Annotated in this window: 16 protein-coding genes; 9 read left to right on the top strand and 7 right to left on the bottom strand. The window is 42.9% G+C overall.

The window, feature by feature from the left end:
- From PSU78_RS13470 to cphA (PSU78_RS13485), 4 genes are all read right to left on the bottom strand, one after another.
- Window positions 1–603, bottom strand: coding sequence for a hypothetical protein (locus tag PSU78_RS13470; protein ID WP_300388858.1), 603 nt, complete (start codon window positions 601–603; stop codon window positions 1–3).
- Window positions 603–4598: a Pls/PosA family non-ribosomal peptide synthetase gene (locus PSU78_RS13475; protein ID WP_300388859.1), complete on the bottom strand. Its 3996-nt coding sequence runs from the start codon at window positions 4596–4598 to the stop codon at window positions 603–605. The genes PSU78_RS13470 and PSU78_RS13475 overlap by 1 nt, the downstream gene beginning before the upstream one ends.
- A 64-nt stretch (window positions 4599–4662) precedes the next feature.
- Window positions 4663–7233, bottom strand: coding sequence for a cyanophycin synthetase (gene cphA / locus PSU78_RS13480; protein ID WP_300388861.1), 2571 nt, complete (start codon window positions 7231–7233; stop codon window positions 4663–4665).
- A 57-nt stretch (window positions 7234–7290) separates the two neighbouring features.
- The gene (cphA, locus tag PSU78_RS13485; protein ID WP_300388863.1) at window positions 7291–9459 is read right to left on the bottom strand and encodes a cyanophycin synthetase; all 2169 of its coding nucleotides are present in this window, start codon (window positions 9457–9459) and stop codon (window positions 7291–7293) included.
- A gap of 221 nt (window positions 9460–9680) precedes the next feature.
- On the opposite strand from cphA (PSU78_RS13485), the gene PSU78_RS13490 reads away from it, so the two are divergent.
- From PSU78_RS13490 to PSU78_RS13520, 7 genes are all read left to right on the top strand, one after another.
- A complete protein-coding gene (locus PSU78_RS13490) occupies window positions 9681–11918 on the top strand; it encodes an ABC transporter ATP-binding protein (protein ID WP_300388928.1) in 2238 nt (745 codons plus the stop codon).
- Window positions 11915–12391 carry a DUF1854 domain-containing protein gene (locus tag PSU78_RS13495; protein WP_300388865.1) on the top strand — a complete coding sequence of 159 codons (477 nt, stop codon included), beginning with the start codon at window positions 11915–11917 and terminating at the stop codon, window positions 12389–12391. The genes PSU78_RS13490 and PSU78_RS13495 overlap by 4 nt, the downstream gene beginning before the upstream one ends.
- A gap of 1 nt (window position 12392) precedes the next feature.
- Entirely contained in the window at window positions 12393–12629 is a 237-nt protein-coding gene (locus tag PSU78_RS13500) for a VF530 family protein (RefSeq protein WP_300388867.1), read from the top strand.
- Between the two features lie 95 nt (window positions 12630–12724).
- The gene (locus PSU78_RS13505; protein ID WP_300388868.1) at window positions 12725–13081 is read left to right on the top strand and encodes a hypothetical protein; all 357 of its coding nucleotides are present in this window, start codon (window positions 12725–12727) and stop codon (window positions 13079–13081) included.
- A gap of 79 nt (window positions 13082–13160) precedes the next feature.
- On the top strand, window positions 13161–14411 hold the full coding sequence (locus PSU78_RS13510) for a TolC family protein (RefSeq protein WP_300388870.1): 1251 nt from the start codon (window positions 13161–13163) through the stop codon (window positions 14409–14411).
- Complete coding sequence (locus PSU78_RS13515) at window positions 14408–15508, top strand: efflux RND transporter periplasmic adaptor subunit (RefSeq protein WP_300388872.1); 1101 nt, start codon at window positions 14408–14410, stop codon at window positions 15506–15508. Before PSU78_RS13510 ends, PSU78_RS13515 begins: the two co-directional genes overlap by 4 nt.
- Before the next feature lie 2 nt (window positions 15509–15510).
- Window positions 15511–18567 carry a CusA/CzcA family heavy metal efflux RND transporter gene (locus tag PSU78_RS13520; RefSeq protein ID WP_300388874.1) on the top strand — a complete coding sequence of 1019 codons (3057 nt, stop codon included), beginning with the start codon at window positions 15511–15513 and terminating at the stop codon, window positions 18565–18567.
- Between the two features lie 139 nt (window positions 18568–18706).
- Here the strand turns inward: PSU78_RS13520 and PSU78_RS13525 are convergent, their stop codons facing one another.
- Genes PSU78_RS13525 through PSU78_RS13535 form a run of 3 tightly spaced genes read right to left on the bottom strand, consistent with a single transcriptional unit; the run spans window position 18707 to window position 24078 of the window.
- Window positions 18707–21604: an EAL domain-containing protein gene (locus tag PSU78_RS13525; protein ID WP_300388876.1), complete on the bottom strand. Its 2898-nt coding sequence runs from the start codon at window positions 21602–21604 to the stop codon at window positions 18707–18709.
- 6 nt (window positions 21605–21610) lie between these two features.
- Window positions 21611–22129: a YfiR family protein gene (locus PSU78_RS13530; protein ID WP_300388877.1), complete on the bottom strand. Its 519-nt coding sequence runs from the start codon at window positions 22127–22129 to the stop codon at window positions 21611–21613.
- Window positions 22126–24078: a TonB-dependent siderophore receptor gene (locus tag PSU78_RS13535; RefSeq protein WP_300388878.1), complete on the bottom strand. Its 1953-nt coding sequence runs from the start codon at window positions 24076–24078 to the stop codon at window positions 22126–22128. Before PSU78_RS13535 ends, PSU78_RS13530 begins: the two co-directional genes overlap by 4 nt.
- A 349-nt stretch (window positions 24079–24427) precedes the next feature.
- Between PSU78_RS13535 and PSU78_RS13540 the strand changes: the two genes are divergently transcribed.
- Complete coding sequence (locus PSU78_RS13540) at window positions 24428–25027, top strand: hypothetical protein (RefSeq protein ID WP_300388879.1); 600 nt, start codon at window positions 24428–24430, stop codon at window positions 25025–25027.
- Between the two features lie 74 nt (window positions 25028–25101).
- The gene (gene ycaO / locus PSU78_RS13545; RefSeq protein WP_300388881.1) at window positions 25102–26853 is read left to right on the top strand and encodes a 30S ribosomal protein S12 methylthiotransferase accessory factor YcaO; all 1752 of its coding nucleotides are present in this window, start codon (window positions 25102–25104) and stop codon (window positions 26851–26853) included.
- The last annotated feature ends 24 nt before the right edge of the window (window positions 26854–26877 follow it).

Consider the following 26877-nt stretch of genomic DNA (forward strand, 5'->3'; position numbering starts at 1 on the left):
CTAAATAGTAGCTTCATAAGCGATAGCGCCAATATATCCATCACCTAAAGCTAACCTACAAACAGGTATGCTTTTGAGCTTTTCATCTCGTGCAGCACTCCACTCAACTAAAGCTTCACCTCTCACCTTCAAACCTGCTTCAAATTTCGTCCAAGCCATTGCAAAAGCTTCTTTATGCTCTCGTGTCGGCTTGCTAAGAATAAGCTCCGCAGCCTTTACGCCAAAATATTCAATAGCTAGTGTACGCAACTCAGCATCTTCAGGAACACTACTTATTGCCATCACATCAACACCAACAGCACCATACATATTGATTGCGACTAGCGACAACCCAACTTCATGACTAATAGAAAGTCCAATATTATGCTGTGCATTTAACAACTTAACTGCCTGACCCGCTTGAGAAAGCAAGTCAATTTCACTGACGTCGCAATAAAGCAACAAAGCTAATACTTCTTGGATAGCCAACCTAATAAGCTGCCTAGCTTCTTGGCGTTGCATGGTTGGCGGTGTTTTTAATGCAATAACGAGCAAGCCATTTTCTAGGCTTAACTTGCCTGCATCGTTCGGCCACTCAAATACAGAAAGCCGCTGCTGTAGCATTATGTTCTATCTGGAATCGCTGGACAGCCCCACCAACGCGAATTAGCTGGAATACTTTCGCCTTTCATCACCAATGTGAGCGGTCCTAATTTAACATTATCTGCCACGTAAGCGCTGTAAAGAACGGTGCTACGCGCGCCGATACTCACTCGCTTGCCGATATTCACATGATCAATTTTCATAATACGATCTTCAAACAGATGGGTTTGTGGACATACCAGCGCGTTGAGTTCGCTGAATTCGCCTATCGTTACACAGTCAAACTCGGTCAAGTCAGTGGTATCTAAATACACGCCTCGCCCGATATGACAGCCTAATAAATTAAACGCCATTGGCAACCATGGAGTGCCGCGTAAGTAACGCATAAAATTAGGTACTACAAGGCCTTCATAAAGATTAGTAATGCCTTCAGACATCCATACAAATGATGTCCACATTGGTTGAGAGCGCTTGTCGTAACGGAATATTAATGTCCATTTAAGAATGGCAATAAAAATAAAACCACCTAGGCCATATAACAGACCTGCTGCAATTAAATGTAAAGCCACAATGCCCCATTGCTCTGCAGCTGCATATGGCATGGCATTAAGCACCACAGTATAACCAACGGCTATCACCACTGCGTGTGGCGTCACAATACGGTAAGCTTCTACTAATGCGCGCCCTATTCTGCGTAAAATTGAAGGGTGGAATGTAAGTGATTCGGGAAACAAACCGACAGTTTCTTCTCGCGCAGATAGATTAATGGCTGGCGAACCAAGCCACGTATCACCCTTGCTCATCGCTTCATTACTTGGCGCACGTGAATGAACTCCTATCAAGACATTTTCAGGAATGATTGTTCCATCAGGAATGTATGCACCATTACCAACAAAGCTGCGTTTTGAAATTACGGTGGGTCGGGTTTGCATCCAACCGCCTTGTATAGACTCATCACCAAGCATCACACCATCGGCAATAAACGACTCATCACCCAAAGTGAGTAAATCTGGCACCACACCTTGTGCTGTAGAGATTTCAGCATCTCGTCCGACTTTTGCACCTAATAAACGGTACCAAAATGGCGCATATACAGTCGCATAAACACCATGCAGAATGTTTAAACTTGACTCTTGAATTTGATTCACCAACCAGCGACGGCAATATACATTGCTATGTACAGGCCATCGACCAGCCTTTACACGCATCAAGACAATCCAACGCAATGCGGCTGAAATCAAAGCCGTACAGATAATAAGCACCGCAATAGCAGGAAATGCTAAGAAGAAATATTTAACCAATTGAAACGACGTGCTGCCATGCTCAAGCCATGGATAACTTTCATCCATACGATCAACCAACATCATGCTTGGGAAAATAGGGATGAAAAACAATACTGCTGTAACTAGTACGCCAAATATAAAAAATAGTGCTTCTAAAATTAAACGGATTTTAGAAACCGCAGGACGAGGCACATGCAAACTTTCATCAAAAGTGCCTAACTCTTTTGCTGGCGAACCACCCCAAATACGTTTTGCTGGCACGTGCATGCCATCACTAAGGGCAGATAGCCCTTCAACACGAGCGTATTCGCCTACACTGGTATTACCTTCTAATATGGCATAAGAGTCCACACAGGCTTCTTTTGCTATAAAAATGTTACCTAAAACTAACTCACCATGCTCCACCCTAGCATTTTCTAAATTGACTGCATTGCCAATACTGACGCCATCTGAAATCTTTAATAAATCATGAGCACGTAAGCTCAATGAGCCAATATTAACCTCGCTTCCAACTTTTGCTCCAAGCGCTCGCAGCCACCACACATATAACGAAGAACCGCCCAACATATATAGCGGAGCACCTTCAATTAGGCGGTCAGAAAGCCACCAGCGGAAATATGTAGCGCCCCACAGCGGATAGCGTCCTGCTTTAAGTTTGCCTGCTACCAACCATTTACCAACGATTGCGATGACAAAACTAAGCACTGTGACCAGTAAAAAAACACCTATAGAGGCCGCAACGGCTTTAGCAATAGAGTCACCTGGGTCGCCAGTAAAGAAATGATAAGTAAAAAATGAAGCCAGCCACTGTGACATGCGCAGCAACACCAACATAGGCACCACTAAAGCTTGCGCCGCACCACATAGCCATCGCTTAGTCGTGGATGGCGGTACCCAAGTTGACTCTACAACAGGCAAATTAACAGGCGTTTCATTTAAAATTTCAGCGATACGTCCAATTTGGCGATATTGATAAATATCTCGCACAGTAAAACTAGAAAACGTTTCACTAGCTCGTATTGCCGAAGCTAATCTCGCCGCCAATAAAGAGTGTCCACCTAAATCGGTAAAAAAATCTGCTTCACGCCGTATCGGTTGACCAGGAAAAAGTCTATTTAGGGCGGTAAACAACACTTCTTCAGCTTGATTATCTGGGCTATCTGAATCACTATTTTCGTTAGTTGAGATGCTTAAAGGTAAAGCACGTAGCGCTTTACGATCAATCTTACCTGAAGTGAGTCGCGGCATTTCTGTAAGTATCACAAAATAAGCAGGCACCATATAAGGCGGTAAAGTTTCGGCTAAAGCTGCACGTAATTGAGATGTAGCAATATCATCACCATTTTCGCTTACGATATATGCAACCAAACGCTCTAGGCCATCATCTTGCCGTAAAATGACTGCGGCTGTTCCTATGTGATTTTGGGCAGAAAGTGCCGCTTCAATCTCACCTAGTTCTACACGAAAACCTCTAATTTTGACTTGATCATCAGTTCTTCCTAAACATTGAACTCGACCAGCCTCGTCAATTCTCGCAAGATCACCCGTACGATAAAGCCTTTGGTCATGCAGCCCAGTTGCAAATGGATTGGTTAAAAATTTTTCAGCGGTAAGTTCTGGTCGTCCAAGATAGCCAATCGCCACACCTGGGCCACTGATGCATAGTTCCCCTGTTTCGCCAAGATCAAGTAAACGCAAGCTAACTGTTGGATCAGGATCCACCACAAGCAGTATGTAGTTTGGCAGTGGCAAGCCGATAATCACAGGCTCGTTCGCTTGTAATTGAGCCAATGAAGCAGAGACCGTCGCCTCTGTTGGCCCGTAAGTATTGAACATTTTGCGTTCAGGAGTAGCCCATTTATTGGCCAGCGATTCAGGACAAGCCTCTCCACCAAGATTAATAATACGTAGATTTGGCAGCTCTCGATTGAACAATGCAAGCAAAGTTGGCACTGCATGCAGTACAGTCACCTTTTGCTCAAATAAAGCTTGTGGTAACGCCTCAGGGTCGGTTGCTAACTCTTTGGGTGCAATCCACAACGTAGCACCCACTAGATAGCTAATCCATATTTCTTCAAAAGACATATCGAATGCTACGGAGAAACCCTGATAGACAAGGTCTGAGGCGATAACGCCTAATCGACTGTTTTCACTACGCAAAAAATGGCAAATTGAGCCTTGGTTCACCAGAATGCCTTTAGGCTTACCTGTAGAACCAGAGGTGTAAATCACATAAGCAGGATGTTCTGGCAAGGCGCCAACACGTCTTTTTATTGTGCCCTTAGTTGGAGTAAGTAAGCTATCTGAACTCCATAACGCACTAGATAAAGCTGCAGAAGTTAAATCAGCTAACTGCTTGATATTCGTATCACAACTAATTAAGCCAAAAGCACTCGCATCACCCAAGCAAACTGCAACACGCTCGGCTGGCGTATCTGCATCAAAGGGTAACCAAGCAGCACCTGTCTTGGCTATTGCCAACTGCATCACTAGTAACTCTATGCCCCGTGGTAGCCAGAGACCAATAATCTGCCCTGTAATAACACCATGGTCGATCAAATTTGAAGCTACTAGATCTGCTCGATCATTCAGTTCAGAATAGCTAAGCTTGTGTTCGCCAAAAATCAAAGCCGTTTGATTAGGTAAACGCTCTGCAGTTGCTTCAAAAATATCAGCAAGAATCTCAGTTGCTATTAACTCAGGTTGGTTATGTCCAAATAAAATACTGGGCATAGTGTGTTGACCTCTAGTGGAGTTCGTAAAATCTCGGGGCCTGATTGTAACAAGTTTAGTTGAATTAAGCTTGTGAGATTTGCTGTGCTATATAAGCCAGCGCCTCATCAACCTGATCAATTAGGATGAGGCATAAATCGCCCTTTTCCAAACGTGACAATGCCGCATCAATCGCCACAAACTCTCCACGTATTTCATCTACTCTTTTAGTGCGTCTAGCATTTGACAGGCCGCTTCTTAATAGCGCAAGCACCTCACCATCTGCGCGACCGCGTTGGCATTGGTCTTCATAGAGTATCACTTCGTCAAAAGCATCACCTAAAATTTCTGATTGACGGCTGATGTCTACGTCTCTGCGGTCTCCAGCGCCACTAATCACTACCATACGTTTATTTGCTGGGATATTTTCAATCGCACTGACTAGCGCTACAATCGCATCTGGATTATGTCCGTAATCAGCAATGACGCTGGCGCCACGATATTCAAAAAAGTTAAAGCGGCCTGGTGCGGTTTGCGCATCGTTAACAAAAGTTGAGACGCCTTGAAGAATAATATCCCACTTAACGTTTAACGCCCATGCAGACGCAATTGCAGCCATGGCATTCTCAACTTGAAAGCCTATCGTACCGTTCCGAGTCAATGGAATTTTCGCTAGATCAATACGATATTCATTGTGCTGTTGTGCGGCAACTATCTGCCCACCTTCAACATACACCACACGATGCCCATGGGCGCGGTGGGTAGCAATCACAGGTAGCTGACCATTTTGTGCAAAGAAAGTCACAGCGCCAGGACATGCTGCAGCCATATTCACAGTCATTGGATCAGCAGCATTTAATACAGCCATGCCGTTAGGCGCAACATTTTGCACAACGACTCTTTTAACGACGGCTAAATCTTCCACGGTGGTGATATAGCTTAATCCTAAGTGGTCGCCCATACCAATATTCGTCACCACCGCGACATTGCAACGGTCAAACGCTAAACCTTCACGTAACACGCCGCCTCTGGCCGTTTCTAACACAGCAGCATCTACATCTGGATGCATTAATACATTACGGGCGCTTTTTGGACCACTGCAATCACCAGTATCAATTCGTCGGCCTTCAATATAAACGCCATCTGAGTTAGTCATGCCAACTCTCAATCCTTGGCAAGTGAGGATATGCGAAATTAAACGTACCGTTGTTGTTTTACCATTGGTACCTGCAACAGTCACCAGTGGAATTCTGCCATCTTCATCAGCGGCAAACATAGTAGATAAAATAGCGCCCCCTACTTTGCGACTTTTGCCATAAGAAGGCTGCAGATGCATGCGCAAACCTGGCGCGGCATTCACTTCTACAATGCCACCACCTTGCGCTTCAAGTGGATGCAATACGCTATCGCACATCACATCTACACCGCAAATATCTAAACCTATCATTTGCGCAGCGGCCACTGCGGTAGCGGCTAGTTCAGGGTGTACGTCATCTGTAACATCGGTTGCTGAGCCGCCTGTACTCAAATTAGCGTTACTGCGCATCACCACGCGCTGACCTTTGCTAGGCACTGAGTCTGCATTTAAGTTTTGTTCGGCTAAGCAGCCTAATGCAATATCGTCTATGCGAATTTTAGTGAGCGAAGTCGCATGACCAGAACCACGACGTGGGTCGCTATTTACCTGCTCGACCAAAGCGCGAACAGTGCGCACACCGTCTCCCAACACAATCGGCGGGTCGCGTCTTGCTGCCGCAACCATTTGATTGCCAACAACCAGCAATCGGAAGTCACTACCTGTGATAAAACGCTCAACCAATACTTCTGAACTAATTTTAGATGCCGCAATAAAAGCATCATTAAGCTGTTCACGTGTGACTATATTCACCGTCACACCTTTGCCCTGATTTCCATCTTTCGGCTTAACAACAACAGGCCCCGCAATTTCAAGCATGGCGGCCCATGCTTCTTCTATCGTGGAAACTTCCCGACCAAATGGTACTGCTACTCCAGCCGCATCGAGTAATTTTTTTGTTAAATGTTTATCTTGCGCAATCGCTTCGGCAATCGCACTACTGCGATCTGTTTCAGCGGCTTGAATGCGACGCTGACGACTACCCCAGCCAAACTGTACCAAACTACCTTCAGTTAATCGTCTGTATGGTATTCCTCTAGCTACTGCAGCTTGCACAATAGAATCGGTACTAGGTCCTAGACGGACATCTTCATCGAGGTCTTTCAACGCTGTGAGTGCAGCATCCAAATCAAATGGCGTATCTGCCACTGCAGCTTGGCAAAGACTTTCCGCTAACTCAAGCGCCCTACGACCAACTTCTTCTTCGCTATATTCAAACACGACTTGAAACACGCCAGGTTCCGGTGTTGCCGTGGTACGACTAAAAGTCACTAGGCTTCCCGATTGAGCTTGTAGCGCCAAGGCGGTAAGTTCTAACACATGCGCCATCGTCACAGCTTCAGTATGACCGCCTAGTTGCAACATACCAATCTCAGGAAAGCGCTCACGAAGTCGCACTTCAAAACCGCTGATATTGGCGATGCAGCGCTCTAGCTCGTCACAAGACACAACCGCTTCAATAGAGGTATGTCGGCTCCATAAATTAGGACCGCGAAGTGCTCGAACACGATTGACTTGCATTAAACAGTTTTCCTTATTGTATTGATTTTATGATGTTAATGATGATTGTTTTAGTTGTTAGATTTTAGCAAGGTTGGCAGGTTTAATTATGAACGTGTTGATACCTGTAACAATAAGATCGGGTGAAATACCAAGCGCCCATGCAGCGCCTGCGGCAGCCAAGAAACTTGTAATCTCTACTGTTGCGGGTTGATTATTCAATGCTGGAATAACCGCCAAACTCACCAAAGGCGTTTGCACTCCCCCATGGGCAAGTACGATATATCCATCCTTTAATATCACCGCCCGCCCAGCATTGGCTAAATGCTCACTTACTATTTCACATTCAGCATTTTGCGCAAAAAATATCACTTCGCCATCACACAACTCCGCCATCATGGCCACTAGTGGATCTTCAGCATTCAATACAGCCGCGCCGTTATCCAATACTACATCAACTTGTGTGCGCATCACATTGTAAACTTGCTCAATCGTTTCTATGTAATATTCTCCAAAGTGTTTCTCTGGTTCAATATTAGTAATAATACCTACCTGGCAACGGTCGTAGCCCAAGCCTTCACCCAAAATGGTAGCGGCGCTACTCTCAATCACCGCCGCTTGCACTTTGCGATTCATGAGTAACTTTTGGGCAGCAGTCCAATTAGCACAATCTTTTTTATCTAATTGACGCTCATCTACATACAAACCATCCGCGCAAGCTAGTCCCGTATGTAAACCACTGAGCTGAATTAAGCTTGCCACTATTTGGGCAACTTGAGATTTTCCATGAGTACCTGCAATGCCTACCAGTGGAATTCGACCAGAGTCTTCACTACTAAATAAGCTTTCAACAATCGCTTTACCTACTGGGCGTGCCTCGCCTTGCGCAGGTTTAAGATGCATTAACAAACCTGGCCCTGCATTCACTTCAACAATCGCTGCACCTTGCTCGGCTAGCGGGCGAGAAATATCTTCCGCAACCATATCAATACCGGCGATATCAAGGCCGACAATGCGTGCGGCCAAGGCAGCTACGGCAGCAACTTCTGGGTGAACTAAATCAGTCACGTCAATAGCCACATTGCCATTACGTTGCACAATAATAGAAACATTTTTTGACAAAATTGAATCAGGCGTATGCCCTTGCCGGTTAATCTCGAAAATAACAGATGGCGTTTTATCAATCAGTAGCGGCTCCAATGGAAATTCTTCAGCCTCACCCCTTCTAGGATCTGTATTGACTTGCAGGTCAATTAACTGGCGAACCGTAGACACGCCATCGCCAATCACCGAAACGGATTCTCCACGCGCGGCGGCGGCTAATTTTCCACCTACAACTAACAGGCGATGCTCATTACCACGTATAAATCGCTCGACAATGACCTCACTACCCTCTTCGTCAGCAAGTTTGAATGCTGCCTCAACGTCAACGCGCGTCATCAGTTCGGTAGAAACGCCACGGCCATGGTTACCATCACTTGGCTTGACGACAACAGGTAAGCCTATATCTTCAGCCGCTTCCCAAGCATCTTCTGGGCTTTCTACAATACGGCCTTCAGGTACTGGCACGCCGCAATTTTGTAACAGTTGCTTAGTTAAATCTTTATCACGTGAAATGCCTTCAGCAATCGCGCTAGTCATATCCGTTTCGGCGGTCCAAACACGATGTTGAGCTGAGCCATAACCAAGCTGCACTAAATTGCCTTCAGTCAAACGGATAGAGGGAATGCGTAACTCTGTAGCGGCATCTACAATGCAAGCGGTGCTGGGGCCTAAGCAATAGTCATCCACCAGTTCGCGCAGGGTTGCAACGGTGCCAGCGACATCAAATGGCTTGTTTTCTATCGCAGCCATAATCAAGTCGCGCCCTGCATTTAGTGCTGCTCGACTGACTTTTTCATTACGTGAACGTACAACAACTTTGTAGATACCTCGCACAGAGGTGCTGCGCGCTTTACCAAAGCCGCCCTGCATACCTGCTAAGGTTTGCAACTCAAGCGTAACGTGTTCTAGTATGTGACCAGCCCAAGTGCCCTCTTTTACGCGCAACAAAAATCCACCGCGCTCACCTATGCCACAACGATGCTCAATGAGCGAAGGAAGCCATGAACTGAGACGTTCATAAAAACCTGGGATGGTATTGGATGGTGAGTCTTCTAACGCACCAATATCTAGCCATACCTCTAACACTGGACGATACGTCCATATATTTGGGCCATGCAGAGGTAATATTTTGAGAAATTGCATCAATCTATCCAGATTAATATTATTGAAATAATGTCATTCGATTTTATCGTATTTAGCTGACATAAAGCTGACAGACTGCCACACAGTAACAGATTTATATTTATTTGTAAGGCTCGGTGATTGTAGTAAACTCAGCAGCCGTGAACAAGCAAATACAACATTTAAACTCCGCCCTAAAGCCACTACCTGATGATTGGCAAGCAAACGTGTCTGCACGATTAATGAGTGCTGAAACGATGCATGGCTGGCTGGAAATCAACTTGGATAACAAGCTTTATTTTAAAAAAAGTTTGTTGGTCATTACCAATCAACGTTTACTTCATATTGAGCCGCAAACGCTGGAAACCAAAGCGCAAACAGCAGAGTTTCAATATGACGTAAATTTAAAGCTCGAGTATCGCGACCATGCTGGCGTAGGAAAAATCGAGCTATTTGAGCAAGGAAAAAGAACCGCCTACTGGTTTTTGACTTTAGAAAATAATACCGCAACTTTACGTTTTGTTAAGCAGTTTGTGCAACAAATCAACAAGCTTGTGACTGGGCAGGCTATCAGCATAGAGCCAACAGAACCGTGCCCAAAGTGTCAGTTTGCCATGACAGCTGATCAGGATGAGTGCCCACAATGTAGCCGCACCTTAGATGCGCCGCCTTCGACTTGGACATTATTTAGGTTGTGGCGCTTTGCAAAGCCTTACCAATGGCAACTGCTTGCGGGATTTTTGCTGATGCTAGCGTCAACCGCTGCGACTTTGGTGCCGCCTTATTTAACCATTCCACTGATGGATAAGGTATTAATTCCTTATCAAAATGGCGTGCCTATTGATAAAAACATGGTTTCTTTGCTACTTGTCGGCTTACTAGGCTCGGCACTATTGGCTTGGAGCTTAGGCTGGGCGCGCACTTACATTCTGGCTCTAGTGAGCGAACGTATCGGTGCCGACCTCAGAACCATCACCTACGAACATCTACTTCGACTTTCCTTAGAGTATTTTGGCGGAAAGCGTACAGGTGATTTAATGGCGCGAATCGGCTCTGAATCTGACCGAATCTGTGTATTTTTATCCTTACATTTACTCGACTTTGCTACCGATGTCCTGATGATCATCATGACAGCAGCGATTTTAATTTCCATCAATGCCAAGCTAGCGCTCATCACCCTGCTACCACTACCCATCATTGCCTGGATGATTCACCTAGTGCGCGACCGCCTACGCACCGGCTTTGAAAAAATTGACAGGGTATGGTCACAAGTAAGCAATGTGTTGGCAGATACCATACCGGGCATTCGCGTGGTGAAGGCTTTTGCACAAGAAAATCGTGAAGCCACCCGCTTCCGTGAAGCCAATCAACAAAACTTGATAGTGAATGACCGTATTAATAAAATCTGGTCGCTATTCTCGCCCAGCGTAACTTTACTAACGGAAATTGGCTTGTTATTAGTCTGGGCATTTGGCATTTGGCAAGTATCCCGTAACGAAATCAGCGTGGGCGTATTAACCGCTTTTCTCGCCTATATTAGCCGCTTTTATACCCGCTTAGATTCTATGAGCCGTATTGTTTCAGTGACGCAAAAAGCTGCCTCTGGTGCCAAGCGTATTTTTGATATTCTTGATCATGTTTCTAGTGTTCCAGAAGCCACTAATCCAGTGCATTTGAACAATGTTACAGGAAAAATTGAAATTACTAATGCAGGCTTTCGATACGGCAATCGCACTGTGATTAAAAACATCAACCTAACTATACAACCAGGCGAAATGATAGGCTTGGTTGGTCATAGTGGTTCTGGCAAAAGTACGCTGGTCAATCTCATGTGCCGTTTTTATGATGTTTCTAGTGGCTCAATCAGCCTAGATGGTGTCAATATTCGCTCTCTGCCTATTTCAGAATATAGGCGTAATATTGGGCTGGTATTACAAGATCCATTCTTATTCTTTGGCAGCATTGCAGACAATATTGCTTACGGAAAACCTGATGCAAGTCGCGCCGAAATTGTCGCTGCGGCACGAGCTGCGCATGCACATGAGTTTATTTTACGGCTGCCGCATGGTTATGACTCCTTAGTTGGAGAACGTGGTCATGGCTTATCTGGTGGTGAACGCCAACGCATTTCAATTGCACGAGCATTGCTCATAGATCCGCATATTTTGATATTGGACGAAGCAACCGCTTCAGTCGATACAGAAACTGAAAAAGAAATTCAAAAAGCACTCGATAATTTGGTTCAGGGTCGTACAACTATCGCCATTGCGCATCGCCTTTCTACCTTGCATAAAGCCAATCGCCTAGTAGTGTTAGACCAAGGCGAAGTGGTTGAAATTGGCAGCCATGATGAATTAATGGCAAAAGAAGGCGCTTATTACCGACTTTACCAAGCACAGGCTAGAAATGTGGATACGGATCTAGATGACTTAAGTGCTGATGATAAGATTGCCAGCAAAGAAATGAACACATCATCATGAATCAAACTTTCGAAGACTTCAAACTAATACGCAATCCCGCAGGACAATTGCAACTCACCACGCGTAACAATGAGGTTCACAACGGCGTGTATCCAGTCCGCGCTTTCCCAATCTCAGCCGCGAATGAAGGACTGTCATTACTCAATCGTGAAGGTCATGAACTGGCTTGGATTAATCAACTTTCAGACTTGCCAGAAGATATACGCATACTTATCGCAGAGGAATTGGCGCAAAGAGAATTCATGCCAGAAATTCATCGCATCATACACGTCACTAGCTTTGCCACGCCTAGCACTTGGCAGCTGATGACGAATCGCGGCGAAGCAACACTCACCTTGAAATCTGAAGATCATATTCGCCGATTAACTCCTACCAGCCTGCTTATTTCTGATAGTCATGGCATTGATTTCTTGATTCCTGAAATAGACCAATTAGACAAAGCCAGTAGAAAACTTCTGGATCGTTTTTTATAACATGACTACCACTACACCTACTCAACACAACAACCCGTTACATGGTATTAAACTAGAGCAAATAGTGACGGACTTAGTAAACCATTATGGCTGGAATGGCTTAGCAGATCGCATTCCTGTCAACTGTTTCAGCAATGATCCTAGCATACAATCCAGCTTAAAATTCTTACGCAGAACGCCATGGGCACGCGATAAAGTTGAAGCGCTTTATCTGGCTATGCTGACTAAGAATAGTTGAAAATAATAAGTTCAAATATGAGATTTTGATTTAATCAGTATAATATTCATACAATGCTCAAGCTTAGTAAAAACTGTTTAATGCTGTGTTTAGTCATGTTGCAATTTTTTGCACCGTTTATACACGCGCATGCCTATGGTTTGGACGACTCTAAAGTGCATGGCTTTCACATACATTCCAATGAAGTTAGTCCTACAAGTAATAATCAAGTGATTGCCAATACACAGTTAAGCGATCAACCTAGCATTGGTGCAATTGTAACTGTTGCAAATGGCATTAAAGTATCAAAAGCCGATGATATTGATGACAACCTTGCAATGTTGGCTGTTTTGTTCACAATTATTTCAATCGTATTTAATAAAGCCAGCCCATTAAAACCTAGCTTTCTGCAAACTTCTAAGTACCGTCACACCCCCTACTCACTTCAAAGTCCCCGTGCGCCGCCTTACTAATTAAATCACTTAAGCTGGGCTTAATAATAGCTAACTATTATTTGGTTGTTTTAATCAGTCGATTTAATTAGGAGTTTTTATGTTTAAACCACATTACTTGGTGTGGGCACTATTTTTATCCTGTCTCTTTAATAGCGCTTTATCACGCGCTGAAGAAATGCAGCATGAAGATACATTGACCTCAGACAGCACCCTTACCCTACATAATTTGGTAGAAAAATCTCTACCAAATTATCCCAATAGCCAATTACTCAACGCTAAAAAGCTAGAGCTTGAAGCGCGTCAAATTCATGCTAAAGGCTTATTACCTGCTGCGCCTAGCATAATGCTGCGCAATCAAAATGACCAATTATTGAGCCGCAATGGTGAAAGCGAATGGGAGCTTGGCGTTGAGTTACCAATTTGGTTAAGTGGTCAGCGAAAAGCGCGCGAGGCGATTGCAAATGCGTCATTACAAAACCTAAATAGCCATACACAAAATATACGATTGCAATTAGCTGGCATGGTGCGAGACGCGCTGTGGGAAATTAAGCTAATGCAAGGTTTAGCTGATATTGCCAACAATAAATATGACGCTGCAAGCCAATTACAGCGAGATATTGAAAAACGCGTAACACTTGGTGATATGGCGCAAAAGGATTTACTAGTCTCTCAGACTGAAACCTTACAAGCTGAATCTGAAAAAATTTATGCAGAAGCCGAAGTTCAGCATGCTAAGTTCCGCTATATCAATTTAACGGGTTTGAAAGTGATTCCTGCTGAGTTTACGGAAATGAAATCCGACAAAAATGACTTAGACCAAACACACCCAGCCTTGGTTGAGGCTAACGATAAAATCGCGCTTAGTGAACAGCGTAGCAATTTAACCAAAATTGAGTCCCGCGACAACCCAACTGTGATCATCGGAACGCGTAGTTTACGCGGTGCCTCTGATGCGCAATTTAATAACAGTCTAGGCATCACTTTGCGTATTCCATTACAGACTGAATCGCGCAACGCGCCTTTATTGGCTGCTGCCGAAATGCAACATGCGGAGCAACAGGTTAATCTAAGTCAATTAAAACAATTACTTGCAGCAGCCATGCACGAAGCTGAACACAACTATGAGATTGGCATCATTCAATTAGATGTCCTTTTGAAACAAAATAGCATCGCACATCAAAGTTTAAATGTTACTCGTAAAGCCTTTCAATTAGGTGAGCTAGATTTAAGCGACTTAATGCGCGTTCAGGCACAAGCATTCAATGCAGACAGAAGCCTAAAAAACCAGCAAATTCAACAACTTTGGAATACTGCGCGCTTTAATCAAGCAGTAGGAGAACTACCATGAGATTCACGCTATATTTCACTTTATTAGTACTTTATTGCGGCCAAGCGATCGCTGCAGATGTTATGAAAATGACAGCAATACAACAAAAGAACTTGAACGTTAAAACCGTAAAATTACAAGCGGAAACCAAGGCTTCAGGTCAAGTTTACCCTGCGGAAGTCGTCGTGCCAGTCAACCAAATTCGTGTAGTAAGCAGTGCTTATGCAGGGTTGGTTGATCAGTTACAGGTAACGGCAGGTCAAACGGTTAAAAAAGGCCAAGTACTGGCACATATTGTTAGCCCAGAACTCATTAGTATGCAGCGAGAATATCTACAAAGTAATGCGCAAAGACGTTTGGCTAGGCAGTCGCTAGACCGAGATGAAGCATTATTTAAAGATGGCATCATTGCCGAAAAGCGCTTGCAAACATCACAAAATAGTCACTTTGAAACAGCAGCGCAGATGAATGAGCGCCGTCAATTACTTAAGCTCTCTGGCATGGGTGATGGAGCAATTAATCAACTTGAAAAAGGTGGACACTATCAGAATGGCATTGCGTTAATTGCGCCAATTTCTGGCGTAGTGCTAGAGCAAATGGTTACACAGGGGCAGCGCATCGAGGCAGTAACGCCATTGTTGAGAATTGCACAATTAAACCCACTTTGGATTGAGGCGCATGTGCCGTTGACTGATCTTAAAAATAACCCTATTCAAAAAGGGGCGTTAATTACCATTAAAGACCTAGATGCATCAGGCACAGTGATGACAGTGCTGCCTAGCATGCGTGCACAAGACCAAACTGCAATCGTTCGTGCTGAAGTACGTCATGGCGTTAATCAGTTATTTCCCAGCCAAATGGTGGATGTCATCATTTCATCCGTTTCGGGTGCAAACGTGAATAGCTTTAAAGTACCAACAAGCGCGTTGGTGAATCATCAATCACGCGTAGTGGTGTTCGTGCAAACAGGCACTGGCTTTGAAGTGCGTGAGGTAAAGGTGCTGAATACTCAAGGTGAGGTTACTAGCATTACTGGTGAATTTAACGGCACTGAAGAAATTGTGATCAGTGGTACGGCTGGCATTAAAGCTAGTTGGCAAGGCTTGGGTGGAGAATAACCATGAATAAACTGATTGAAATTTCGCTTAAAAATCCACTACTTACTTTAATATTCACCGCCTGTATTTTATTCGGTGGGCTATATGCAGCAAAAGAACTGCCGATCGATGCATTTCCTGACGTCTCAAGTACGCAGGTAAAAATCATTATGAAATCACCTGGTTTAACGCCGGAGGAAGTCGAAGCACGTATTACTGCACCGCTTGAAATTGAAATGTTAGGCTTGCCGAATCAAACCATGTTGCGCTCAGTAGCTAAATATGGGCTTACCGATATTACAATCGATTTTGCTGATGGCACTGATATATATTGGGCGCGCAACCAAGTAGCAGAACGCATTAATGCTGTGCGTGGCGACCTACCGAGCGATGCCACCGGTGGAATTGCGCCTATGACTACGCCGCTGGGTGAAATGTTGATGTTTACTGTAGAAGGTGGTGGCTTAAGCCTAACCGAGCATCGCAGCCTATTAGACTGGGTGATTAGACCTCAACTGAGAGGCTTAGAGGGTGTAGCAGATGTAAATTCACTGGGTGGAAAAGTTAAAACCTTTGAAATAGTACCTGATTTAAACGCCATGCAAGCACGTGGCATTACTTTAGATAGCTTACAAACGGCACTAGTGCGTAATAACCGCAACGATGGTGCAGGACGACTCAGTCAAGGTGAGGAAGCTATTATTGTACGCAGTGAAGGCCGTATCAATGCACTGAGTGATATTTTAAATACTGTAGTGAAAGCAGATGCTAACCTTGTGGTTAGAGTTAAAGATATTGCTAGCGTGAATATTAGCAACCTAACACGTAATGGCTCTGTCAGCCACAATGGACAAGGTGAAGTAGTCGAAGGCTTGGTGCTGGGTTTGCGTGGTGCAAATGCACAAAAATTAGTCGAAAGTGTAAAAACTAAATTAGCTGAAATTGAACCTACTTTGCCCAAAGGCATAAAACTGAATGTCTTTTACAACCGTGGTAATTTAGTCGATAAAGCAATTCATGGCGTTTCTAAAGCCATGCTTGAAGCCATTGTGCTTGTGATGATTTTACTCATGTTATTTTTGGGTAATATTCGCGCGGCGATTACCGTAGCTTTAGTATTGCCTCTTTCTGCATTAGTGACGTTTATGTTGATGCGCTATTTTGGCGTAAGCGCTAATTTAATGAGTCTAGGTGGGCTGACGATTGCTATTGGTATGCTGGTAGATGCAGCCGTTGTCGTGGTTGAAAATATAGAATCTAAACTTGCTCATTACGATGGAAAGAGCAATAAGGTTGCCTTGATTTTACAAGCAGTCAAAGAAGTTAGTACGCCTGTCATCTCAGGCATTGTGATTATTATTGTCGTATTTTTGCCATTGCTCACCTTACAAGGCTTAGAAGGCAAGCTATTTGCGCCTGTAGCACTCACTATTGTATTTGCCTTGGCTGCATCGTTACTATTGTCGCTCACAGTTATTCCTGTATTTGCTGCGATGTTGATTACCAAAAAGCATCATGCAGAGCCTTGGCTAGTGCGCCAAGCTTTACGAGCTTACACGCCAGTTTTAAAGATGGCGTTGAAGCGAAGTAAACTTGTGATGATAATTGCAATCATATTTTTGATTTTGACTGCGCTCATTTATACGCAAATTGGTAAAACCTTTATGCCAACCATGGATGAAGGTGACATTATTATGGGAACAGAAAAACTGCCTTCCATTACCTTAAACCAAAGCGTTGCGATTGATGACGCCATACAAAAAGCCATTCTAAAAGAGGTGCCAGAAGTTGCTCAAGTAGTATCACGAGTAGGTTCTGATGAACTGGGTTTAGATCCAATGGGCTTAAATCAAACCGATAACTTTTTGATTTTAAAGCCGCGTGACCAATGGCGAACACAAAATAAAGACGACATTATCGATAGTTTGCGTAAAGTCATGGCAAATTTTGCAGGCATAGATTACAGTTTTACACAGCCCATTGATATGCGTGTGAATGAGATGATTTTAGGCGTTCGAGGCGACTTAGCCATTAAGTTATATGGTGCAGACTTAAAAATACTGGGAGAAAAAGCCGAAAAAATAAAATCGATATTAGAAGGTATTCAAGGTGCGCAAGATGTCTACACGCCAGAAAATAATGGTGTGCAATACTTATCTGTCAATATCGACCGCGAAAAAGCGGGTAGATTAGGTTTTGATATTGCACATATTCAAGATGCCCTTCGAGTTCAAGTTGAAGGCTTGCAAATGGGAATTGTGCAAGAAGCTGAGCGCCGCACACCGCTGATTATTAAAGGCGCAGAGGGCTTACGTCTCTCCCCTGCCGACTTTGCTAACATTCGTATCACCTCAAGTGAAGGCGTCAGCGTGCCACTTGCCACTTTGGCTAATCTACAGCGTGTAGAAGGACCCGTGAAAATTGATCGAGAACGCGCAAGCCGTATGATAGTAGTCACAAGTAATGTGAAAGGCCGTGATCTAGTAAGCTTTGTTGAGGAGGCTAAACAAAAAATTACTAGCCAAGTCAAGTTAGAGTCTGGCTACCGTATTCAATTTGGCGGTCAGTTTGAAAATCAACAACGCGCGGCACAACGGCTTTCTATTGTTATTCCTATTGCCATCTTGATGATCTTTATTTTGCTATTCTCAACTTTTCACTCTATTCGCCAAACGGTGCTCATTTTAGCCAACATTCCATTTGCCATGATTGGTGGTGTATTCGCACTATGGGTTTCAGGTGAGTATTTATCTGTGCCAGCTTCAGTGGGATTTATTGCATTGCTAGGCATTGCCGTACTGAATGGTGTAGTGATGATGACCTACTTCAATCAACTAGAAGACGAAGGTTTACCGTTAATTGATGTGGTAATGGAAGGTGCAAAACGTAGATTACGACCCGTGCTAATGACTGCGACTATCGCAGCTTTTGGTTTGGTGCCATTATTATTTGCCAGTGGGCCGGGGTCGGAAATTCAGAAACCCTTAGCCATAGTAGTCATTGGCGGCTTATTCACTAGCACTATTTTAACGTTGATTCTGTTGCCGATGCTATATCAGCGATTTGGCAGTCGCAGATAAACTAATTATAAGTAGATTTATATTTAAGATGAAAACAATTAACTGTTAGAAAACTCTCTTAAAAAAACATATATAAGTTATTGTTTTTATTTTTAGCAGTTAATCTTCATCTTAAATTTATTTTTTGTTAATTAGTATTTCACATCAATTTTATCTGAGCTTCAAACTGCTCGATTGGCATAGGCTGTCCAAATAGAAATCCTTGAAAGCAAGTGCAACCACTATTGATTAGTACGTTGTACTGTTCACTGGTCTCAACACCTTCAGCCATCACCTCTAAGTTTAATGTTTGTGCCATCACGATGGTTGTACGCACTATTGCTTGATCGCTACTATCTTCAGCAATGTCGTGTACAAAAGATTTATCAATTTTCAATTGGGTAAGCGGCAATTGCTTTAGATACTGTAATGATGAGTAGCCAGTTCCAAAGTCATCAAGTGAAAATTGTATGCCCATTTCTTTTAGAATATTCATGGTTTTAATCGTGTCTTCGATATTGTCTAACAACATACTTTCGGTCAACTCTAACTTTAGCATTGCTGGGTTGATTGCGTGATATGTTATGGCCGTCTTAACTTGTTTAATGAAATCTGCTTGATGAAACTGTTTCGCGCTTACATTAAGCGAAAGCTTGAGGTTACAAGTGCTAGCATTTAACGCCCAAGCTTTAAGCTGAGCACAAGCTTTATCCAGAACCCATTTCCCAATAGTAAAAATCAGACCATTGTCTTCGGCTAATGGAATAAATATGGGGGGCAATATTGCCCCATGTTCAGGATGAATCCAACGAATCAGCACCTCAGCACCCAATGCTTGACCTGTAATATCAACTTGAACTTGAAAATACAATTGAAACTGTTGCTGCTCAATCGCTACGCGCAATTCACGGTCTAAACTCACGAGTTGGTTAATCGCATCTTGCATCTTGGGGTCAAAAAATCGGATTGCATTACGCCCCGCTTTTTTTGCTTGATACATAGCGATATCAGCCTGTTTTAACAACTCTTCTATACCCGACTGATGATCAGTAAACAACGTAACGCCAATGCTTGGTGAGCTAAGGCACACATACGTAGAAAGCATATAAGATTCATTAAGTATGCTTAAATACTTATCACATATCACTTTCGCATGTTCAGCAGCTTCAATGGACTTATCGCTTAAATTTTCTAAAATTACGACAAATTCATCGCCCCCTATGCGCGCAATCGTATCCTCTTCACGAGAGGTATCAGATAAACGCTTAGCAACTTGTTGCAAGAGCAAATCACCGACATCATGACCAAGCGTGTCGTTAAGTGTCTTAAAGTTATCTAAATCAAGAAATAAAACTGCGCCGAACATTTTACTGCGAGCACTGGCTGCCAAGGCATGTTTAAGCCTATCAATCAGCAATCTCCGGTTAGGTAAACCTGTAAGCGAATCATAAAATGCAAGGTTTCTGATTTCTTCTTCAGCAGCTTTGCGCTGAGTAATATCTATTCCAGAACCGACATAATGACTGACTACCCCGTCCTTTCCGCTGACCGCAGAAATAGTGAGCCATTTGGGATAAACCTCACCATTCTTACGCCGAGCCCAAACCTCCCCTTGCCATATACCAGTTTTATGAATGGAATCCCACATCTCTACATAAAAATTCGCAGGATTCAGATTTGATTTAAACATATAAGCACTTTTACCAATGACCTCATCGGCTGCATAGCCTGTAGATTTGGTAAATGCCTGATTAACTCGTAATACTATGCAATTAGCGTCTGTAATTAATAAACTCTCTTGCGATTGAAATGCTGTCGCTGCAATTTTGAGTTCAGATTCAGCCCTATCACGCTCAATAGCAATACTAGCCAAATCTGCATATTGCTCCATGATGGCAATATCCGCGCCTTTAGGGCTCATGGGCTCATTGAAATAGACAGAAAATACGCCCTGAACTTTTCCTGTCGAAGAAATTACTGGATGTGTCCAACATGTAGTTAACCCTACTTTATTGGCAAGGTCTTTATAGCTATTATCATAAGGATGTAACTGAATATCTTTAACAATGACACGCTTGCCAGTAGCTACGGCCAACGCACATGGACTCATACTATTGCTAAGCTTCATCTCTTTTATAAAATCTACATAAAAATCAGGTAGCTTAAGAGATATGTTTCGATAAAACTGCGTACTATCATTGTTGAGCAACCAGAAACAACAAATTGCACCTTTATTAGAATACTCAGTGTTTTCAGAAAACCCGCTACTGACAATAGCTTCAAGCACATCAGTTAATGGCTTGTCATTAGCCAACATGCGCATAATGTTACTTTGTGACGCTTCTCGAATTTCAGCAAGTTGCATCTGCTCTAACATTTCATTAAAACCAGTCGCCAGCTCTCCTACTTCATCGCTAGAAATATGATCCATACGCCCTGAATAGTCTATATTCTTGGTGATGTGGCGCATCATATAATTCATATTCAGAATTGGCTGTGTAATTGAGCGTATCAGTGGGCGAAGCATAAGCATTGCAAAAGAAAGCGCTACAACAACGGCAAGTAAGGCAATTCCGCCATACAAAAATATATGTTGATAAAGCAGATTGAAGTTAGCTTCAAGTACAAGCTGCCCAACAGAACTACCTTTAAACTTAATATCTTCCGACAATATCATCTTAGTCCACGTGTATTGAGCGCCATACCAAGTTGGTCTCACTAACGTTTCTGACTGCTTTAGGTTTGGCTTACTGTATTCCGCAAAAAGAGTGCCATCATGTAAAAAGATTATCGCCCTATCTAGGCTAGGTGAGGTATGCAAAGCAGAAAGCACTTCATTTGTTGCAACTGGGTCGCTAAAGGCTAAAGCCGTAGCACTATTATCAGCAATGATGTTTGATTGAACCGATAAATCAACGGACTGATTTTGCCTAAAAAAATAAAACTCGTATGACATCATCACGATAAGCATAATAAGCATCGCGGATATAATTGAAACCAGACTAATCGTAGTTAATTTGGTTTTAATCGATAAAAAATGTTTTTGTCTATTCATCATATCAATCTACTTTGCTAGCCTCACCAGCCTAGAACTTAAAGTTAAATGAGCATGCTTTGCAGAATCGATATTGACGCTAAAAACCAATCGCCGATTTTCGGGAAACATATTGATCATGACACCTGACTTAACCAAATCTAAGTTATCACTAATCGTCAGGACAGGTGAATCTCCGAGCTTGTTAAGAATATTTGGAATATCTATTGAATCAGCTTCACCTATGTAAAGCACATCACAGCCATCTACGTTAGAAAAGCTCGACAAATGCATTATTTTAATATGCCGCTTATTGGCCTCGGCGCCATCGATATCATTAATTGCATCATCTATGCCGCTTTTCCCAATAACACAAACACGTAAGGCTTCATTCACTGTATTAGGCCATTCTGTTAATAGAATAAAGTTATAAAGGAACGCTGCTTTTAATTTGTATTCTGGAGCGGGATTGGCTTGACAGCTTTGACCCCAAGGTAAACCCAGCAAGCTTGCAATAAAACACTTATAAATTAAAGGTTTTATTTTCATTTGAAGGAATAATCAACTTGTAGCCAAAAATTACGGCCATCCATCTGGAGCGTATCCTGCACTAAACCGACTGGCGCCACTGAAACGTAATGGCGATCGAACAGATTTTTAATACTAAAAGAGGCATTCAAGCCATTAACTGGATGTTCAGAACTGAACGTTAAATTTGCTACTGTGTAACCTGCTGCCAACATTCTTTTTTCTGTGTAGCGAGAGCTGGTAGTTTGCACCTCAACCCCAGTTCGAACAGAGTTTTGCAACATAGGGAAAGTTAAATTGATTTTTGCAAGATCTTTTGGAGAGTTCACCATGCGCAATCCATCTGAATCTGTTGAAAATTGCTTCGCATAACTACCGTGTAGTCGCACACCATTATCCCAGAGTCTCTGCACTTCAAGCTCTAAGCCATTAGCATGTCCACCTCCCGAGTTAACATTTTGACTCAGTCCAGAAGGTAAAGCCATACTAGTAATAATATCGCTTGTTTGGTAATGATAAAGAGATGCGATTGCCCGCATATTCCTAGAAAACTGCTGCTGAACTGTGAGTTCAGTTGATTTAACGAACTCTGGACCTAGCGTTGGATTAATTGCCTGTGTGCCATCATGATAAAACTGTTCGTATGCAGATGGCCTTCTGAAAGCAGAGCTATATGAAAACTTAATTGTGGTAGGGTTAAATGGCGTATAGATTAGAGCCGCTCTAGGGCTAATATTTGTGCCTAACCCAGTGCTGTTCTCAATTCGACCACCAAGGTTAAACTTCAAATTGTCAGTGACAATCATTTCATCTTGAGCATAAAGACTTAGTGTTTCTCGGCTGTAGTCTGAAGTGCCAAAGTGATTTTCAAAGCTTATTTCAAAGTCATTACGATATTCCGCACCAAACACTAATTTGTGATGATCAAACCAATTGCCAACAAACTTAACATCACCGCCAACCCATTGACCACGGTTATGTTCATGTATAAAACCTAGTGTTGGGTCAGTTAACGCAGTTCGATCTAAATAATATCCGTAATACACATGGCTAGAAGCTTTTACGTGAGAACTAATATCGTTATCTGATTTTAGGCTAACAAATCCATTGGTGTCCCAATCCCATGTTAAAGCATTAAATACCGTACCATATGCCCCTGTTGGATTAGCGTGTCTTCTGGAGACGTATCCGCCTTCAACACTTATGCCTTCAAACTGTAATTTGCCAAATACGCGTTGACTACGTTCAAAGTCAAGACTAGCTGCTACGCCGTAATTACTTGTTGGGTTATTGAACTCAGGATAGTAAAAGTCTTGTCCATCGCTGTGTAATGCAGACGCAGACAGCAAAATATCCGCACCATTATCAAACCGTTTGCCGTAGGTAACTCGGCCTTTTTTCCCACCAAAACTGGCGATCTCGCCTGACACCTGGGTACCGTCAAAATCATGTCCTTTTTTTGTAATGATATTAATGATGCCAAAGAAAGCGTTATTTCCGTAGATGGCCGAACCAGAGCCAGGCACATACTCTACTCGATCAATAAGCTCCGTATCCAGCAAGCCATCATTGCCAATATAGGCCTCATCATAAATATTATCATTTGTGGCATAGCCATCAATCATCAACAATATACGACCAACATAATCGCCTGAGCGACCAAAACCACGTCCACCAAGATAATAGATACTGCCGTCATACGGCGTATAAAGCCCGCGCATGCTGTTAACTATTTCAGCCATACTACGATAGCCGTAAGCACGAATATCATCGGCGGTGACAATTGAGATAGCAGTATTTGCATCGCTAATTTGATTAGCAATTTTAGCTGCCGAAACATACTCCACATCAAGAAGCTGCTCTAACTCCATACGAGTTAAATCTACTTGATTATTAGTACTTTTTTCTGCGCCAACTGCCTGACCTGCTGAAGAGAACAGGATTGTTGTTAACAAAACTATATAGCGCATTAATACTTTCCTCAAACTATGCCTATAAGTTTTTATAGTAATAATGATGTTGAAAAAACTCGTCTTTGAGCTTAATTATATCTAACAATAAACGTGGTTAAATATTTTATCTACCATGGTAGTATGTTTGATTGCTCATATTCTGTTAAATATTAATGGCTTTATCTTTGTAAAGTGAAGCCCATAAATATGTAATAAAATGTAACATAAAACCTACATTTAGTCGCCCAATATCTTTAGGTAAGTGGCTCTGTTGCAAAATTAACTACATAACTTATAGTATCAAAAACTCGCTCCCATATTCATGCCGTATACTAAGTTAACTAAAATTATTTAGAACGAAGTAAATATGAATGAGCGCGTCCAACAGTTACTTAATCAGATGAATGTACTAGAGGACGAGCTACGTACAGCCTTAAGTGAACAACAATCAACGATGTTTTTTCAAATAAAAGGTAAGCGCGTTGAGTTTGAACAATCCATTAAAGCAACACACCGCAAACTAAAAATAAATTTCTTTCGCTGGTTGGTTACAGACCGCCCACAAAACCTGATTACAGGGCCTATTATTTACTCGATGATTGTTCCCCTGCTCGTCACCGACCTTTTTGTTAGTTTTTACCAATTTACTTGCTTTCCAATTTACGGCATTAAGAAAGTAAAACGTGCCGATTACATCATTTTCGACCGCCAGCATTTAAGTTATTTAAATTTCATCGAAAAATTTCATTGCACGTACTGCGCTTACGGCACTGGCATGGTGGCCTATATCAGCGAAATTATCGCTAGAACTGAACAATACTTTTGCCCAATTAAACATGCAAGAAAGGTATTGAGCACGCATGCCCGTTACTCTAGGTTTTTAGACTTTGGGGACGCAGAAAACTACGAAGCTAAACTCGAAGAATATAGGCGTGCATTATCGCCAGATAGAATCGATAAAAAGTAGTCATTTTATCGGCTTACTTTCGCTGTTTTAGCTCCGCATGATATTCTGTAGGTTTTTAGCCAAGAGCCTGCAAAATGACTGCCAACTCCACTACCACAGAAACCTTTATCCCTAGCAAGGATGCCTCACTAGAGTCATCCATCCGCACACTACAAGGCAAGCTAGAAGCGCTAGGCATACAAGTAGAAGAAAAGTCATGGTTGAATGAGATTGAAGGCATTTGGTCTGTGCATGTGATTGACCGCGACTGCACTCGCTTATTTACTAACGGTAAAGGCGCTTCTCAATTAGCAGCGCGCGCCAGCGCCTTGGGCGAATATTTCGAGCGCTTAAGCACCAACTATTTTTGGACACATTTTTACCTAGGCGAAAACATCGCTAATAAAGACTTTGTTCACTATCCAAATGAGCAATGGTTTCATCTCAAGGGTGATAAATGGCCAGCTGGCTTGCTTACACCTGAATTGCAAAAATTCTACAACCCAGAAAACACAGCAGTCGCCAGTCAATTGATTGATTTGAACTCAGGCAATAAAGAGCGTGGCATTTGCGCAATTCCATACAAGCGTCTGCGTGACGACAAAACCGTATACTTTCCAGTCAACCTAATCGGCAATCTATATGTAAGTAACGGTATGAGCGCTGGCAACACCTTAATGGAAGCTCGCACACAAGCACTTGCAGAGATTTTTGAACGCGATATTAAATACAAAATCATTCGTGAAGGCATTTGCTTGCCAGATGTACCAGAGGCCGTGATTAACCGTTACCCACGTATCGCTGCAGGCATTAAAGGGTTACGTGACGCTGGTTATGGCATTTTAGTAAAAGACGCTTCATTGGGTGGACAATACCCAGTCATGAACGTCACCTTGCTACACCCAGAAGACCAAGGTTGCTTCGCCAGTTTTGGAGCACACCCACGCTTTGAAGTGGCGCTTGAACGCGCACTGACCGAGCTATTACAAGGCCGCGCGCTGGGTAGCTTAAAAGGCTTTGTTGCACCAGGTTTTGATATGGAAGAAATTGCTGACTCGCAAAACTTAGAAATCCATTTTGTGGATTCTAGTGGTGTAATTAGCTGGGATTTCTTACGTAGTACCCCAGACTACGAATTTGTCGCTTGGAACTTCGGTACAACCACAGAAGAAGACTACAACTGGTGCGTTAACACCATTCACAATAGCGGACATGATATGTACATTGCCGACTTTATGCATTTAGGCGTCTATGCTTGCCGCATTTTCATACCAGGTATGAGTGAAATCTACCCTGTTGAAGAATTGGAATGGGAAAACAATACGGTAGGTAATTTAGTGCGCCCTTTCGCATTGCGACTACAAGAATTACAGCAAGAAGAGTCAGCAGCATTACTAGAAACGCTACTTGATTTAGATTTAGCTGATGAATTACCAGTGACCACGCTCATTGGCCTGTGCGCCGATGCTGGTACAACATGGGTGGATTTGCGCGCAGGTGAACTTAAAACTTTAGCCGCGCTTGCCGCAGGTGATACCGACAATATCTTAGACGGTTGCGCTTGGATTGCGCAATTTAATGAGTTGCCGCCTGCACGCGCCAAAGTTTACCGCTGCATTGCCAACTTAGTACAGATTGAAGAAGAGTTAGAGAATGGCGACACGGCTTTATTTGAAGAAAATTTAGCGCTTATGTATGGCAAAGAAACCTTGGCACAAGCACGGCGCTTAGTGAATCAAGAAGAACAATACTTTGGTTTAGAAAATTTAGGCGCCAATATGGAAGCTAGCAAAATGCATCAACAATTGCTAGCTGCTTATCGTAAAGTATGGAAACAACTTAACTAGTCTTAAAACCAGCCTTAAAAAACA

The organism is Methylotenera sp., from assembly GCF_029945705.1.
Taxonomy (GTDB): Bacteria; Pseudomonadota; Gammaproteobacteria; order Burkholderiales; family Methylophilaceae; genus Methylotenera.

Bases quoted from the DNA above. Each gene is read 5' to 3' on its own strand.
- PSU78_RS13470 (WP_300388858.1), bottom strand. From the start codon at position 603: ATGCTACAGCAGCGGCTTTCTGTATTTGAGTGGCCGAACGATGCAGGC.
- PSU78_RS13475 (WP_300388859.1), bottom strand. From the start codon at position 4,598: ATGCCCAGTATTTTATTTGGACATAACCAACCTGAGTTAATAGCAACT.
- cphA (WP_300388861.1), bottom strand. From the start codon at position 7,233: ATGCAAGTCAATCGTGTTCGAGCACTTCGCGGTCCTAATTTATGGAGC.
- cphA (WP_300388863.1), bottom strand. From the start codon at position 9,459: ATGCAATTTCTCAAAATATTACCTCTGCATGGCCCAAATATATGGACG.
- PSU78_RS13490 (WP_300388928.1), top strand. From the start codon at position 9,681: ATGAGTGCTGAAACGATGCATGGCTGGCTGGAAATCAACTTGGATAAC.
- PSU78_RS13495 (WP_300388865.1), top strand. From the start codon at position 11,915: ATGAATCAAACTTTCGAAGACTTCAAACTAATACGCAATCCCGCAGGA.
- PSU78_RS13500 (WP_300388867.1), top strand. From the start codon at position 12,393: ATGACTACCACTACACCTACTCAACACAACAACCCGTTACATGGTATT.
- PSU78_RS13505 (WP_300388868.1), top strand. From the start codon at position 12,725: ATGTTGCAATTTTTTGCACCGTTTATACACGCGCATGCCTATGGTTTG.
- PSU78_RS13510 (WP_300388870.1), top strand. From the start codon at position 13,161: ATGTTTAAACCACATTACTTGGTGTGGGCACTATTTTTATCCTGTCTC.
- PSU78_RS13515 (WP_300388872.1), top strand. From the start codon at position 14,408: ATGAGATTCACGCTATATTTCACTTTATTAGTACTTTATTGCGGCCAA.
- PSU78_RS13520 (WP_300388874.1), top strand. From the start codon at position 15,511: ATGAATAAACTGATTGAAATTTCGCTTAAAAATCCACTACTTACTTTA.
- PSU78_RS13525 (WP_300388876.1), bottom strand. From the start codon at position 21,604: ATGATGAATAGACAAAAACATTTTTTATCGATTAAAACCAAATTAACT.
- PSU78_RS13530 (WP_300388877.1), bottom strand. From the start codon at position 22,129: ATGAAAATAAAACCTTTAATTTATAAGTGTTTTATTGCAAGCTTGCTG.
- PSU78_RS13535 (WP_300388878.1), bottom strand. From the start codon at position 24,078: ATGCGCTATATAGTTTTGTTAACAACAATCCTGTTCTCTTCAGCAGGT.
- PSU78_RS13540 (WP_300388879.1), top strand. From the start codon at position 24,428: ATGAATGAGCGCGTCCAACAGTTACTTAATCAGATGAATGTACTAGAG.
- ycaO (WP_300388881.1), top strand. From the start codon at position 25,102: ATGACTGCCAACTCCACTACCACAGAAACCTTTATCCCTAGCAAGGAT.